This window comes from Escherichia sp. UTM R2 (assembly GCF_048593455.1).
GTDB lineage: Bacteria > Pseudomonadota > Gammaproteobacteria > Enterobacterales > Enterobacteriaceae > Escherichia > Escherichia coli.
The window spans coordinates 2,798,249-2,811,324 of sequence record NZ_JBFWDY010000002.1 but is presented as its reverse complement, the minus strand read 5'-3'; the positions used below and the strand labels follow the sequence as shown (position 1 = coordinate 2,811,324).

Here is a 13,076-nt window from a genome sequence, read left to right as displayed (position 1 = left end):
TTTACTAAAGGCGAAAAAAACCCCGCAGCTGCGGGGTTTTTCTACCAGACGAGAACTTAAGCCTGCGGCTGAGTTACAACGTCTTTGATGCCTTTAACTTCGATCTCTACGCGACGATCCGGAGCCAGGCAGTCGATCAGTGCAGCACGCTGTTTCACGTTGTCACAGGTGTTGCCAGTAACCGGGTTGGATTCGCCCATACCACGTGCGGAGATCTTGTCTGCCGGGATACCTTTGGAGATCAGGTAATCAACAACAGACTGAGCACGGCGCTCGGACAGACCCTGGTTGTAAGCGTCAGAACCGATGCGGTCAGTGTAACCCAGAACAACTACGGAACCGTCTTTCGGATCCAGGTTGCTCAGCTGGCTGTACAGCTGATCCAGAGCAGCCTGACCTTCCGGTTTCAGGGTTGCTTTGTTGAAGTTGAACAGAACGTCAGACTTCAGAGTGAAGTGCTTGGTCTGTACTTCCGGTGCCGGAGCTGGAGCCGGAGCAACTACCGGAGCTGCTTCGCCCTGACCGAAACGGTAGGAAACACCCAGGCTCAGCAGACCGTTGTCCGGACGAGTACCGATGGTGTTTGCGTCACCGATGTTGTTGGTCCACTGGTATTCCAGACGGGTAGCGATTTCAGGAGTGATCGCGTACTCAACACCACCTGCGAAAACCGGAGAAACGCCAGTGTCGTGGTCTTTAAAGGATGCGCCACCAGGTACGTTAGCCTTGGTGTCTGCACGCCATACCATACCACCCAGACGAGTGTATACGTCCAGATCGTCAGTGATTGGGTAACCCAGTTTAGCAGTCAGTTGAACGCCCTGAGCTTTGTATGCACCGTTGATGTTGTCGCCTTTGTACGGCATACGACCTAACCAGTCGTAACCCATTTCAAAACCAACATACGGGTTAACCTGGTAACCACCAAAAGCACCTGCACCCAGTTGGTTTTCGTGGGTCGGACCATTGTTAGGAATAAAACCAGTGTCATGGTACTGGGACCAGCCCAGTTTAGCACCAGTGTACCAGGTGTTATCTTTCGGAGCGGCCTGCGCTACGGTAGCGAAACCAGCCAGTGCCACTGCAATCGCGATAGCTGTCTTTTTCATTTTTTGCGCCTCGTTATCATCCAAAATACGCCATGAATATCTCCAACGAGATAACACGGTTAAATCCTTCACCGGGGGATCTGCTCAATATTAACTCTACCGATATCTTCGGCTTATGCCGAGCACCCCTGGCGATGTAAAGTCTACAACGTAGTTGAAAACTTACAAGTGTGAACTCCGTCAGGCATATGAAAAAAAAGTCTTGTATAAGGTATGTTTAATCTTTTTTGTCAGCGACAATTTACAGAAGAAAATCGCGGAAACCGCTTCAGACAAGCCTCCGCAAGGAAAATTAGTCACGACTGAAAGCATTGGCTGGGCGACAAAAAAAGTTCCAGGATTAATCCTAAATTTACTTAATGATACAAATTAGAGTGAATTTTTAGCCCGGAAAGTTGTCTCGTGGCGTGAGAGGATGCGCTTACCGGACGCATAATAAACCCCATAGCGTTACCTTCATTTGCCGCATCAACAAGTTCAGCATGCTCTTCTTCAGTCAAATCATCTGCCAACCAACCGATCACCACACTGTAATTGCCCGTGCGTAAAGCGCGAACCATTGACTCCACAGTGTGGCAAGGGGAGAGCTGGCTAATCTGCATTACTTTCGTTAAGGGTAGCCCAGATGCCTGAACCCATTCCCGACTCAGTTTTTGTTGCGGTGTTAACCAGAGTTGCCAGCGCGATTGCTGACCGAGTTGCTGTAACAATGGCAACAGTAGAAGTTGCGTCATCATGGGCTGATCTTCGCGATAGACAACTTCACTGATAAGCCCGGCTGTAGTGTTTTCCGTAGAGACACGCGCAATTTTACTTGCTGCGGATGAGAACGACGAAGAACGATGTGCATAGCCTGAAGTGTACATAATCAATCCAGCCCCTGTGAGTTACTGTATGGATATACAGTACATCCAGTGACAACAAAGATCAACCCTATTTTCGGAAAGAGCCTCGCAAATTTTGTCGTTGGTGACGGGAAAACATAAATTAATCTTGCCCCTTAAGAATAAGTTGCCTATTTTCGTAGTTAACGGATCCGTTAATGTGAATCATTCTTTTATGTTATGATTTTAAAAGGAATTTTATGAAAAGCCTCTCCTATAAGCGGATCTATAAATCACAAGAATACCTGGCAACGTTGGGCACAATTGAATACCGATCATTGTTTGGCAGTTACAGCCTGACCGTTGACGACACGGTGTTTGCGATGGTTTCTGATGGTGAGTTGTATCTTCGGGCTTGTGAGCAAAGTGCACAGTACTGTGTAAAACATCCGCCTGTCTGGCTGACATATAAAAAGTGTGGCCGATCCGTTACCCTCAATTACTATCGGGTTGATGAAAGTCTATGGCGAAATCAACTGAAGCTGGTGCGTCTGTCGAAATATTCTCTCGATGCAGCGCTGAAAGAGAAAAGCACGCGCAATACCCGGGAAAGACTGAAAGATTTGCCCAATATGTCTTTTCATCTGGAAGCGATTCTCGGGGAGGTGGGGATTAAGGATGTACGGGCGTTACGTATACTTGGGGCAAAAATGTGTTGGTTGCGACTGCGGCAGCAAAACAGTCTGGTGACAGAAAAGATTCTGTTTATGCTTGAAGGTGCCATTATCGGCATTCATGAAGCTGCGCTCCCGGTGGCACGCCGCCAGGAGCTTGCAGAATGGGCTGACTCTCTTACGCCGAAACAGGAGTTTCCTGCGGAACTTGAGTAATCTGGCGTTGCAGACGACCAATCTCAGGCAGTAATGCAATCAATAATCCAACTTGTTGTACGACCAGAGGTTCTTTGCTGTCTGCCCGTGGTTCAAGTTGCTGCATCCGCTGTTTCAGGCTAGCTAATGCCTCATTGACGCGTTCTTCATCAGCAGGTTGATGATGTAACGCGTCATCAACATAGCAAACTGCGTCATCAAGAAACGCCAGAATTTCAGGATTAGTTAACTGCTCCCGGTGAGCACCGAGGGCTGAGATATAGCTGGTAAACGTATGGTTAAGGCACAGCAACCGAAACGCGGCTTCGCGAATTTGCGGGGTAACGTTCGGCTCGCTGGACATATTTGATACCACCGACGCCAGCTCAGCATCACGGTTGTGTGCATCGCGGCGGGCAATACGATACGCCAGACGGTTATCACGCCCCTGATGGTATTGCTCCAGTATGGCATCGAGATACCGACAGTTGGCCTCTGTGGCGCGTTCGAGCATGCGCGGCAGATTGCGAAACTGCCAGTCAGGCCAGATGTAGCTCACTGCCGCCCACGCAATGGCACAACCAATCAGCGTATCGATTACGCGAGGTAACGCTACTTCAAAACCTTCACCCAGTAAGTTAAAACACAGTAGCACCAAAAGTGTGATGAACATCGTTGCATGAGCGTATTGCACGTTACGGAAGGCAAAAAAGAGCACGCCGGTAATAACCAGCAGCACCAGCTGCCCTTCCAGTGATGGCACAAACCACAGCACAGGAATGCCAATGGCGATACCTACCAGCGTACCAATAATCCTTAACTTCAGGCGGTGGCGCGTGGCGTTATAGTTTGGCTGGCAGACAAACAAACTTGTCAGCAAGATCCAATACCCGTGATGCATTCCGGTTATTTGAATGATGGCGTAGCCGAAGCACAACACCAGCGACATTCTTATCGCATGACGGAAGAGGGCGGATTCCGGCGTGAAGTGACGGCTAAGACGCAGCCAGATATCACTCAACCCGTGCGGGCTGTCATCAGCGAGCTCATTTTCGTCATTATTATGGGGTAGTGCCTGGGCCTGTTCTGATTCAATTGTTGCCAGTTGGGCATCAATGGCGCGTAAATTGTTCAGCAAAAATCCCAGTGTTTTGAGTAAATCGGCGGGTGCGCCGTTATCGCGCATCCGCTCCAGCGCAGCATCAATATGCGTAAAAGCGCGCTCAAAATGCGGATCATGTTGATAAGGCTGACGCAACAAAATACAGCGTGACAGTTGCTGGCACGCCTGGCCCTGCATCGACATCAGCCGCTGAAAACGGAACAGCACGTCGCTGTGGCGAAAATGTTCACGCAATGTTTGATACTGAATATGAGAAGAGCTGGCACGCTCGTGAATATCCTGTGCGACAAAGTAATAATGCAGCGTGCGACGCGTTCCCCGTTGACCACGATCGCCACGTAAGCGGGTCAGCAGCGAGAGTTTCGTCTGATTCAATGTCGCCATCAGCAGACCGTTGGCGAGAGCCAAATCGTACAGCGGTGCCTGGCTTTCATCTTCAATATCAGGATCAAACATGCGCGACTTGAGCTCAAGATAACGCGCCAGTTGTTCATAGCAACGCGCCAGGTTGTCCTGCAGCGGGCGGACCGGGAACAGCAGATGACCAATAAGTGTCAGGACGTTGTACCAGACGGCACCGGCCAGCAGATACATCGGCTGCTGATACCAGTGCTCATACAGTGATGTTCCCAACATAGTGTAAATGGCGATCAGCAATGCACCGAAGGCAATTGTTGCATAGCGTTGACCCAGACCGCCGAGCAAAATGAAGCCGCTGGTAGAGAGCGTTAAGCCAATCGCAAATAGCCAGGGCCAGGGAAACAGCAATTCTACTGAGGCCGAGGCGATAAAAAAGCAGAACAGCGTAATGATGAGGTTACGCAAACGTCCCGCCAGTCGGTCATCGAGATCGGTCAGCGCCGCTGCCACCATCCCCAGCGTTAGCGGAATCGTCAGTTTTACATCACCCAGCCACCACGGAAACGCTGTGGTTCCACAAAGCGCAATAAAAATACGCGCGTAATACAGCCAGGCGCTGTTCCAGGTATAGCGTTTGAGCAAAGGACTTAGCATAAAGGCCATATTAGTGGATTATTCAAAACGACGACGTGCATTGGCTTCACGCGCAGCTTGCGCTGTTTCTACCGATACCACGCGACGACCAACCGGCCATAGTGCAATAGCGGCAATTTTAAAGTTCGCAATGCCGACAGGAATGCCAATGATTGAAATACATTGTGCGATGCCCGTTGCAATGTGCATCAGGCATAACCACCAGCCAAAGAAAATCAGCCAGAAAATATTCAATACCGTACCGCCAGTATTCAGCAGTACATTTTTGCCAGCCGGGTTCAGTTCATCGACATGAATAGCTTCATTGCCATAAGGCACCAGAGACAGTTTAGTGATCTCCCAGCAGGATCGTGTCAGCGGTAAGGTAAAAATCAGCACAATACTGACCAGAGTCGCCAACAGCCAGCCCAGAGTGGTGGCAAATCCGCCAAGCACAAAGTTCAGAATGTTCAAAACGGTACGCATAAAACCTCGCTTTACTGTGGTTTTCAGTAATGGGCGGCAATTGTAACGTTTTTTTGGGCTGGAGCACGTTTTCTCTGACGGTTACACTGATAAGAAATAATTTCGTGTGGATCTACAGAGTCATGGAACTGAAAGCGACAACGCTTGGAAAACGTCTGGCACAGCACCCTTACGATCGGGCGGTGATCCTCAATGCCGGGATTAAAGTCTCCGGCGATCGCCACGAATACCTTATTCCTTTCAATCAATTACTGGCGATTCACTGTAAGCGCGGTCTGGTATGGGGCGAGCTGGAATTTGTACTGCCGGACGAAAAAGTGGTGCGTCTGCACGGCACCGAATGGGGCGAGACGCAGCGTTTTTACCATCATCTTGATGCTCACTGGCGGCGGTGGAGTGGCGAGATGAGCGAAATTGCGTCTGGTGTTTTACGCCAGCAACTGGATTTGATTGCCACGCGCACTGGAGAAAATAAATGGCTGACGCGTGAGCAAACCTCTGGCGTTCAGCAACAAATCCGCCAGGCTTTGTCGGCGTTGCCGTTGCCGGTTAACCGACTGGAAGAATTCGATAACTGCCGTGAGGCGTGGCGTAAATGTCAGGCCTGGTTGAAAGATATTGAAAGCGCTCGGTTGCAGCATAACCAGGCGTATACCGAAGCCATGCTTACCGAGTATGCGGATTTTTTCCGCCAGGTCGAGTCTTCACCGCTGAATCCGGCGCAGGCCCGGGCAGTCGTTAATGGCGAGCATTCTCTGTTAGTGCTGGCAGGTGCAGGAAGCGGAAAAACGTCGGTGCTGGTGGCCCGTGCAGGCTGGTTGCTGGCGCGTGGTGAAGCGTCCCCTGAGCAAATTTTATTGCTGGCGTTTGGTCGCAAAGCCGCTGAAGAGATGGACGAGCGGATTCGCGAACGGCTACATACCGAAGACATTACCGCACGCACGTTTCATGCGCTGGCGCTGCATATTATTCAGCAGGGCAGCAAAAAAGTTCCGATAGTCAGCAAACTGGAAAATGATACCGCTGCCCGTCATGAACTCTTTATTGCTGAGTGGCGCAAGCAATGCAGCGAAAAGAAAGCGCAGGCGAAGGGCTGGCGGCAATGGCTGACGGAAGAAATGCAGTGGTCAGTGCCAGAAGGTAACTTCTGGGATGATGAAAAATTACAGCGTCGCCTTGCCTCTCGCCTCGATCGCTGGGTAAGTCTGATGCGGATGCACGGTGGTGCACAGGCAGAAATGATTGCCAGTGCACCCGAAGAGATTCGCGATCTGTTCAGTAAACGTATCAAGTTGATGGCCCCGTTATTAAAAGCCTGGAAAGGTGCGCTGAAGGCAGAAAACGCTGTCGATTTTTCGGGCCTTATTCATCAGGCGATTGTGATTCTGGAGAAAGGTCGCTTTATCAGCCCGTGGAAGCATATTCTGGTTGATGAATTTCAGGATATCTCGCCGCAGCGGGCAGCGTTGTTAGCGGCATTACGCAAGCAAAACAGTCAGACGACGTTGTTCGCCGTTGGTGATGACTGGCAGGCGATTTACCGATTCAGCGGTGCGCAAATGTCGCTCACCACCGCTTTCCATGAAAACTTTGGTGAAGGCGATCGCTGTGATTTAGACACGACTTACCGTTTTAACAGTCGTATCGGTGAGGTGGCAAACCGGTTTATTCAGCAGAACCCAGGCCAGCTGAAAAAGCCGCTAAACAGCTTAACCAATGGAGACAAAAAAGCCGTCACGTTATTGGATGAGAGTCAACTTGACGCTTTGCTGGATAAGCTCTCTGGTTATGCCAAACCGGAAGAGCGCATTCTGATCCTGGCGCGTTACCATCACATGAGGCCTGCCAGCCTGGAAAAAGCGGCAACACGCTGGCCGAAGTTGCAAATCGACTTTATGACCATTCATGCCAGCAAAGGGCAACAGGCGGATTACGTCATCATCGTTGGCTTGCAGGAGGGAAGTGATGGTTTTCCGGCTGCGGCGCGGGAGTCGATTATGGAAGAGGCGCTACTGCCACCGGTTGAGGATTTCCCGGACGCTGAAGAACGGCGGTTAATGTACGTGGCGCTGACCCGGGCACGCCATCGGGTATGGGCACTGTTTAACAAAGAGAATCCCTCTCCCTTTGTGGAAATACTGAAAAATCTGGATGTGCCGGTGGCGAGAAAACCGTAAGAAACAGGTGGCGTTTGCCACCTGTGCAATATTACTTCAGACGGTCCGCGAGATAACGCTGATAATCGGGGATCAGAATATCGACCGCGTCGTTGAAATGCGGCGACTGGATTATGAAGTCTGCCGTTGCCACGTTGGTGGCGACCGGAATGTTCCATACCGTCGCCAGACGCAGCAAGGCTTTCACGTCAGGATCGTGCGGCACGGCATTTAGTGGATCCCAGAAGAAAATCAATACATCAATTTTCCCTTCTGAGATCAATGCGCCAACCTGCTGGTCACCCCCCATTGGGCCACTCAACATCGCGTTGACGTTCATGCCGGTCGCGCGGGAAATTAAGTTACCGGTAGTGCCTGTTGCATACAGTACGTGTTGTTCCAGTAACGGTTGATGCCGTTCCACCCAGCTCATCAGCATTTGTTTGCAGTGATCGTGTGCCACCAGCGCAATATGTTTCCGCGCAGGTAAAGTGCGAGTCGTCAGTTCCATAATGTACATCCGTAGTTAACTTTCCTACAGATTACTGTAAGCACTTATCGCTGCAAGATAAAGACCGAAAAAGCCTGCGCACAGGCACAAAAATCTCAGGAAGATGGTTGTTTTTCCGCCCACTGCAGGAAAGTATTTCGCGTTTGTGGGTCAGCCAGTTTAAACCAATACTTCAGCCGTTGTTCTGTGAGCACCTGAGACTGCGGTGGAATAGCATCCAGCTCGGAAACACCCGAAAGCAGCGTACTGTCATCTGCCATCATCGTGGCAAATTGCGGTAGTGAAGCGCGTTTCGCGGATTTGTTATAGCGTTCAACCTCGACCTCATAATCAATCGTTTTTGCCGTTGAGGTAATGGCGAGAATATCCAGCTTTACCGGAATCGGCGTCGCATCGCCATCCAACAATTCAAGGCGCGGCGCGGCATCAAAATGGTTAGCTTCCCGCTCATTCTCCAGGCGAGGCAGGCGAAAATTGACCTGGTTGATGAGCTGGGTATTAAAACTGACCACCAGCGGTGGGGAGATATACAGCCGTTCTTCACTATTGGAAAGATGAATCGTCTTCTCAACGCGAAACACTAACTGATGCGGTCCATTATCCAGTTCAATGCTGTCCGCACCGCGCAGCAGAGAGCTGGAAACCTTCTTGCCGTCGAGTACCAGAAGATCGACATCGGTTGAAAGCCGCAGCGTGGTGGCAAAAACGGATACCGGCAAACATAATGCAATCAAGGTGGTCACGATGCCGGTTTTCATAGGTAGCTCCTGTCAAAAGACCGCCCGAATAATAATGTGTCAAAATTTTTCTTTAATCATACTTACTAACATATAGACATATTTCCCGCTTTTGCTCTCATTCATTCGTATTAGCTGCATGGTTGGCATGTCGGCTTTGTCGTACACTTTGTTAAACAGTCTGGAGGAAATAATGAAAGAAACCGATATTGCAGGTATTTTAACGTCCACTCACACCATTGCGCTGGTGGGGGCAAGCGACAAACCCGATCGTCCCAGCTATCGCGTGATGAAATATCTACTCGACCAGGGGTATCACGTCATTCCGGTTTCGCCAAAAGTTGCCGGCAAAACGCTGCTGGGCCAGCAGGGGTATGGCACGCTGGCAGACGTTCCGGAAAAAGTCGATATGGTCGATGTTTTCCGTAATTCAGAAGCTGCGTGGGGCGTGGCGCAGGAAGCTATCGCCATTGGCGCGAAAACCCTCTGGATGCAACTGGGGGTGATTAATGAGCAAGCGGCAGTACTGGCACGGGATGCCGGGTTAAATGTGGTGATGGATCGCTGCCCGGCTATTGAGATCCCTCGCCTGGGCCTGGCCAAATAAAAAATCCCCGGAAGGCAAAAACCTTCCGGGGATTCGTTCAGGGATCAGTTACGCAGACGCGGGGCCTGGAGTTGTTTGCGGATGGTCTGCGCCAGCTCATCCATGGATGGCTGTTCAGGATGTTCATCCTGCAATTCGCTACTTAGCTGGGCTTCAGCCAGGTAGGTATGAACCGGTAGGCCGTTATCGTCCTCCATCACCACGTGATACCACGGAGCGGCGCGAAGCTCGTCATTCACCGCCAGCTCATCAGGCGACGGTTCAGAGAGCGAATAAACCGGGTCGATATCCACGACCACTCCGAGATAACCTAACAGGGAATGGCGGACCTGCTGGCCGATACCGAATTTGCTGGCAATCATAGTCACCTCCCGGGAAATCTTTACCTTTGATATAAGGGTAAAATTCCACATTTCAAGTTACATGACGCGACAGGCAAACCCTTTCAGATATAGCCCTTCCGGGTAGGTAGCGATCACCGGATGATCGGCTGCCTGACGGAACTGCTCTATAAATTGTACATCACGGCCGGCATCAATTGCGGCATCCGCGATGATTTTCTGAAATAAATCGCTGGTCATCAGACCGGAACAGGAGAAAGTCAGGAGAATACCGCCTTCATTCAGCAACTGAATCGCCAGCATGTTGATATCTTTATAGCCACGACACGCGCCCATCAACTGGCTTTTATTCTCAACAAACTTCGGCGGGTCCATCACGATAACGTCAAATTTTTCACCGCGATCGCGATAAGTACGCAGCAATTTAAAGACATCATCACGGACAAACTCAGCCTTGCTCAGATCCAGTTTGTTCAGCTCAACGTTCTGCCGTGCAATATCCAGCGCTTCCTGGGAGGTATCAACGCTGACAACCTGGCTGCAACCGCCCATCAGTGCCGATACGGCGAAACCACCGGTATAGGAGAAACAGTTCAGCACACGTTTATTTTCAACGTAGCGGCGGGTAGCCAGGCGGCTGTCTCGCTGGTCCAGGTAGTAGCCCGTTTTGTGTCCGTGCTGAATATCCACCAGCAGTTTCATGCCGTGTTCTTCAATCGGCAGCAGGGCAGGTGGCAACTCGCCGGTGACGAGGCCCTGGGTCAGCTCCATCCCTTCTTTTTTACGTACCGCAACATCGCTGCGATCGTAAATCGCACATTCCGGGTACAGCGTTTGCAGGGCACTAATTAATGCCGCGCGCTGATATTCTGCGCCAGCACTCAGCAGTTGCAGCACCAGAAAATTACCGAAACGATCGATAGTAATACCCGGCAGGCCATCAGATTCTCCGGCGATTAAACGATAGCTGTCGAGGCCATCTTTTTGCGCCAGCCAGTCACGCCATTTTTGTGCTTGTTGCAAACGGCGGGAAAAAAAAGCAATGTCGATAGACTCAGACGGGTCAAACGTCCAGACGCGCGCCCGGATTTGCGAAGCTGGCGAATAAGCGCCGCGTGCTAACCATTTTCCCTGATGATCAACAATATCGATGGTTTCACCGAGGCTGGCTTTACCTTCCATGCGGGCAACGGCCCCGGAAAAGACCCACGGATGGCGACGAAGTAATGATTTTTCGCGCCCTTTGGCTAACACTAAACGTACACTCATAATTTACTTTTCTGTCGATGCAAAGAAATGGGCGTCATTGTCCGGAGTTTTCCATGGATTTGCAACGCGTCCATTAAGGATAAGGAGAGCAGCAATGTCGAAAGTCTGCATAATTGCCTGGGTTTACGGGCGAGTTCAGGGCGTAGGATTTCGCTACACCACACAGTATGAAGCGAAAAGACTGGGTTTAACCGGGTACGCCAAAAATCTTGACGATGGCAGCGTGGAAGTGGTTGCCTGCGGTGAAGAAGGGCAGGTGGAAAAATTAATGCAGTGGTTAAAGAGTGGCGGCCCGCGTTCTGCGCGTGTGGAACGGGTGCTTAGCGAGCCGCATCATCCCTCGGGGGAATTAGCCGATTTTCGTATCCGTTAAATACATTTTACCGGTTTTGGCAGGCCAGCAATTTTGGTGGCTTGCTTAGCCGGACCTTTCGGAAACAGTCGATATAAATAGCGGCTGTTACCTTTTTCTTCGCCAAATTTATTCGCCATCGCTTTTACCAGCATACGAATCGCCGGAGAAGTATTGAATTCCAGATAGAAATCACGCACAAAACGCACCACTTCCCAGTGTTCTGGCGACAGCGAAATCCCTTCGTTCTCTGCAATCACCACAGCCAGCGGCTCACTCCACTGGCTGCTTTCTTTGAGATAGCCTTCGGTATCCGTTTCTATCTCTTTACCTTCGAAGATCAGCATAATTATTACTACCTTAATCAGACTGGCGGCAGTGTAACAAAAAACAAAGCCCCGCATAAAGCGAGGCTATGAAAGTGTTAGCGGGTGAGATTAATCGCGGCTAGCGAAGCCCAGAATGCTCAGCAGGCTGACGAAGATGTTGTACAGCGAAACATACAGGCTAACCGTGGCACGAATATAGTTCGTCTCACCGCCATGAATGATGTTGCTGGTTTCAAACAAGATAGCGCCAGAGGAGATCAGAATGAAGACCGCGCTGATCGCCAGATGCAGAGCAGGCAGCTGCAGGAAGATATTCGCAACCATACCAATCAGCACCACCACAATACCCGCCATCAGCATACCGCCGAGGAACGACATATCTTTGCGGGTGGTCAGCACATATGCAGAGCAGCAGAAGAACACTAACGCCGTTCCGCCCAGTGCCATAGCGATTACGTCACCCATTCCGGCAGACAGATAGGTGTTCAGAATAGGTCCGAGGATATAACCCAGAAAACCGGTAAAGGCGAATGCGGAGATAATCCCGGTCGGCTTATTCGCCGTTTTATAGGTCAGGAACATCAAACCATACATACCCACCAGCGTCAGAATCAGACCCGGAGATGGCAGCATCAGCACCGTACTGGCAGTTGCGGTAATCGCCGAAAAGGCCAGCGTCAGGCTCAGCAGAAAATAGGTATTACGCAGCACCTTATGGGTGCTAAGCAGTGATGTACGGTCATGTGAAGAACTAACAATACGATCCATTGAGTCACTCTCTATGACAGATGTAATTAATTAAGCAGCATAATGATAATGCGTAAGGGCACCCAGAAGTTTTACCCATCTTTACGCATTTGATCTGGAACAGGTTTAACAGCGGATTATCAGGTCATTAAGCAAATATAACGCCCTGAGAATTTCGACAGGCAAAAGAAAAAGGGGTTAGCATTTAGCTAACCCCTTATCTTATTTGGCGGAAGCGCAGAGATTCGAACTCTGGAACCCTTTCGGGTCGCCGGTTTTCAAGACCGGTGCCTTCAACCGCTCGGCCACACTTCCGGAATGACGCGCACTATAAACATCCCGATGCGGCGTGTAAACCCCTAATTTGTTTGTTTGCCTGAAAAACAGCCAAAAGTGCATTGATAGCGTGAAATAACAGCAGATTGATCATTTCATCACCATGAATTCCTTCTCTTTTACTCGTTTAGCAACCGGCTAAACATCCCCACCGCCCGGCCAAAAGAAAAATAGGTCCATTTTTATCGCTAAAAGATAAATCCACACAGTTTGTATTGTTTTGTGCAAAAGTTTCACTACGCTTTATTAACAATACTTTCTGGCGACGTGCGCCAGTGCAGAAGGAT

14 protein-coding genes and 1 tRNA gene are annotated in these 13,076 nt (G+C 50.3%); 4 read left to right on the top strand and 11 right to left on the bottom strand.

The features are described from left to right. Nucleotides 1-56 precede the first annotated feature (56 nt). Together ompA and sulA are read right to left on the bottom strand one after the other, a co-directional pair. Nucleotides 57-1,109, bottom strand: a complete 1,053-nt coding sequence (gene ompA, locus AB4H76_RS14515) for a porin OmpA (RefSeq protein WP_000750419.1) — start codon at nt 1,107-1,109, stop codon at nt 57-59. Nucleotides 1,110-1,465: 356 nt separating this feature from the next. Then, the gene (gene sulA, locus AB4H76_RS14510; protein WP_000288710.1) at nt 1,466-1,975 is read right to left on the bottom strand and encodes an SOS-induced cell division inhibitor SulA; all 510 of its coding nucleotides are present in this window, start codon (nt 1,973-1,975) and stop codon (nt 1,466-1,468) included. A 218-nt stretch (nt 1,976-2,193) separates the two neighbouring features. Between sulA and sxy the strand changes: the two genes are divergently transcribed. Beyond that, nucleotides 2,194-2,823, top strand: coding sequence for a CRP-S regulon transcriptional coactivator Sxy (gene sxy / locus AB4H76_RS14505; RefSeq protein ID WP_000839153.1), 630 nt, complete (start codon nt 2,194-2,196; stop codon nt 2,821-2,823). On the opposite strand, the gene yccS is transcribed toward sxy, so the two are convergent. Then, on the bottom strand, nt 2,786-4,948 hold the full coding sequence (gene yccS / locus AB4H76_RS14500; RefSeq protein ID WP_000875019.1) for a YccS family putative transporter: 2,163 nt from the start codon (nt 4,946-4,948) through the stop codon (nt 2,786-2,788). The two genes, sxy and yccS, sit on opposite strands and share 38 nt — an antisense overlap. Before the next feature lie 9 nt (nt 4,949-4,957). Then, nucleotides 4,958-5,404, bottom strand: a complete 447-nt coding sequence (locus tag AB4H76_RS14495; RefSeq protein ID WP_001261235.1) for a YccF domain-containing protein — start codon at nt 5,402-5,404, stop codon at nt 4,958-4,960. Between the two features lie 122 nt (nt 5,405-5,526). Here AB4H76_RS14495 and helD point away from each other — a divergent pair, with 122 nt between their 5' ends. After that, nucleotides 5,527-7,581: a DNA helicase IV gene (gene helD, locus AB4H76_RS14490; RefSeq protein WP_000420536.1), complete on the top strand. Its 2,055-nt coding sequence runs from the start codon at nt 5,527-5,529 to the stop codon at nt 7,579-7,581. A gap of 31 nt (nt 7,582-7,612) precedes the next feature. On the opposite strand, the gene mgsA is transcribed toward helD, so the two are convergent. Continuing rightward, on the bottom strand, nt 7,613-8,071 hold the full coding sequence (gene mgsA, locus AB4H76_RS14485; protein ID WP_000424181.1) for a methylglyoxal synthase: 459 nt from the start codon (nt 8,069-8,071) through the stop codon (nt 7,613-7,615). 95 nt (nt 8,072-8,166) lie between these two features. Next, entirely contained in the window at nt 8,167-8,829 is a 663-nt protein-coding gene (locus AB4H76_RS14480; protein ID WP_000847791.1) for a DUF2057 family protein, read from the bottom strand. A 172-nt stretch (nt 8,830-9,001) separates the two neighbouring features. Between AB4H76_RS14480 and AB4H76_RS14475 the strand changes: the two genes are divergently transcribed. Next, nucleotides 9,002-9,415, top strand: a complete 414-nt coding sequence (locus AB4H76_RS14475; RefSeq protein WP_000665217.1) for a CoA-binding protein — start codon at nt 9,002-9,004, stop codon at nt 9,413-9,415. A 44-nt stretch (nt 9,416-9,459) separates the two neighbouring features. Here the strand turns inward: AB4H76_RS14475 and hspQ are convergent, their stop codons facing one another. Both hspQ and rlmI read right to left on the bottom strand, forming a co-directional pair. Further along, nucleotides 9,460-9,777: a heat shock protein HspQ gene (gene hspQ / locus AB4H76_RS14470; protein ID WP_001295356.1), complete on the bottom strand. Its 318-nt coding sequence runs from the start codon at nt 9,775-9,777 to the stop codon at nt 9,460-9,462. Between the two features lie 57 nt (nt 9,778-9,834). Beyond that, entirely contained in the window at nt 9,835-11,025 is a 1,191-nt protein-coding gene (gene rlmI / locus AB4H76_RS14465; RefSeq protein ID WP_000116288.1) for a 23S rRNA (cytosine(1962)-C(5))-methyltransferase RlmI, read from the bottom strand. A gap of 94 nt (nt 11,026-11,119) precedes the next feature. Here rlmI and yccX point away from each other — a divergent pair, with 94 nt between their 5' ends. Continuing rightward, complete coding sequence (gene yccX, locus AB4H76_RS14460; protein ID WP_000048250.1) at nt 11,120-11,398, top strand: acylphosphatase; 279 nt, start codon at nt 11,120-11,122, stop codon at nt 11,396-11,398. On the opposite strand, the gene tusE is transcribed toward yccX, so the two are convergent. The 3 genes from tusE to AB4H76_RS14445 form a co-directional block, all read right to left on the bottom strand. Further along, nucleotides 11,395-11,724: a sulfurtransferase TusE gene (gene tusE, locus AB4H76_RS14455; RefSeq protein WP_000904442.1), complete on the bottom strand. Its 330-nt coding sequence runs from the start codon at nt 11,722-11,724 to the stop codon at nt 11,395-11,397. The two genes, yccX and tusE, sit on opposite strands and share 4 nt — an antisense overlap. A gap of 90 nt (nt 11,725-11,814) precedes the next feature. Then, nucleotides 11,815-12,474, bottom strand: a complete 660-nt coding sequence (gene yccA / locus AB4H76_RS14450; RefSeq protein ID WP_000375136.1) for an FtsH protease modulator YccA — start codon at nt 12,472-12,474, stop codon at nt 11,815-11,817. A gap of 206 nt (nt 12,475-12,680) precedes the next feature. Further along, a tRNA-Ser gene (locus AB4H76_RS14445) sits at nt 12,681-12,768 on the bottom strand. Between the last annotated feature and the right edge of the window lie 308 nt (nt 12,769-13,076).

What these genes read in the sequence shown, in the direction of transcription:
- AB4H76_RS14480 (WP_000847791.1), bottom strand. Translation starts at nt 8,829, where the DNA reads ATGAAAACCGGCATCGTGACCACCTTGATTGCATTATGTTTGCCGGTA.
- AB4H76_RS14495 (WP_001261235.1), bottom strand. Translation starts at nt 5,404, where the DNA reads ATGCGTACCGTTTTGAACATTCTGAACTTTGTGCTTGGCGGATTTGCC.
- yccX (WP_000048250.1), top strand. Translation starts at nt 11,120, where the DNA reads ATGTCGAAAGTCTGCATAATTGCCTGGGTTTACGGGCGAGTTCAGGGC.
- tusE (WP_000904442.1), bottom strand. Translation starts at nt 11,724, where the DNA reads ATGCTGATCTTCGAAGGTAAAGAGATAGAAACGGATACCGAAGGCTAT.
- sulA (WP_000288710.1), bottom strand. Translation starts at nt 1,975, where the DNA reads ATGTACACTTCAGGCTATGCACATCGTTCTTCGTCGTTCTCATCCGCA.
- mgsA (WP_000424181.1), bottom strand. Translation starts at nt 8,071, where the DNA reads ATGGAACTGACGACTCGCACTTTACCTGCGCGGAAACATATTGCGCTG.
- yccA (WP_000375136.1), bottom strand. Translation starts at nt 12,474, where the DNA reads ATGGATCGTATTGTTAGTTCTTCACATGACCGTACATCACTGCTTAGC.
- hspQ (WP_001295356.1), bottom strand. Translation starts at nt 9,777, where the DNA reads ATGATTGCCAGCAAATTCGGTATCGGCCAGCAGGTCCGCCATTCCCTG.
- ompA (WP_000750419.1), bottom strand. Translation starts at nt 1,109, where the DNA reads ATGAAAAAGACAGCTATCGCGATTGCAGTGGCACTGGCTGGTTTCGCT.
- AB4H76_RS14475 (WP_000665217.1), top strand. Translation starts at nt 9,002, where the DNA reads ATGAAAGAAACCGATATTGCAGGTATTTTAACGTCCACTCACACCATT.
- yccS (WP_000875019.1), bottom strand. Translation starts at nt 4,948, where the DNA reads ATGGCCTTTATGCTAAGTCCTTTGCTCAAACGCTATACCTGGAACAGC.
- helD (WP_000420536.1), top strand. Translation starts at nt 5,527, where the DNA reads ATGGAACTGAAAGCGACAACGCTTGGAAAACGTCTGGCACAGCACCCT.
- sxy (WP_000839153.1), top strand. Translation starts at nt 2,194, where the DNA reads ATGAAAAGCCTCTCCTATAAGCGGATCTATAAATCACAAGAATACCTG.
- rlmI (WP_000116288.1), bottom strand. Translation starts at nt 11,025, where the DNA reads ATGAGTGTACGTTTAGTGTTAGCCAAAGGGCGCGAAAAATCATTACTT.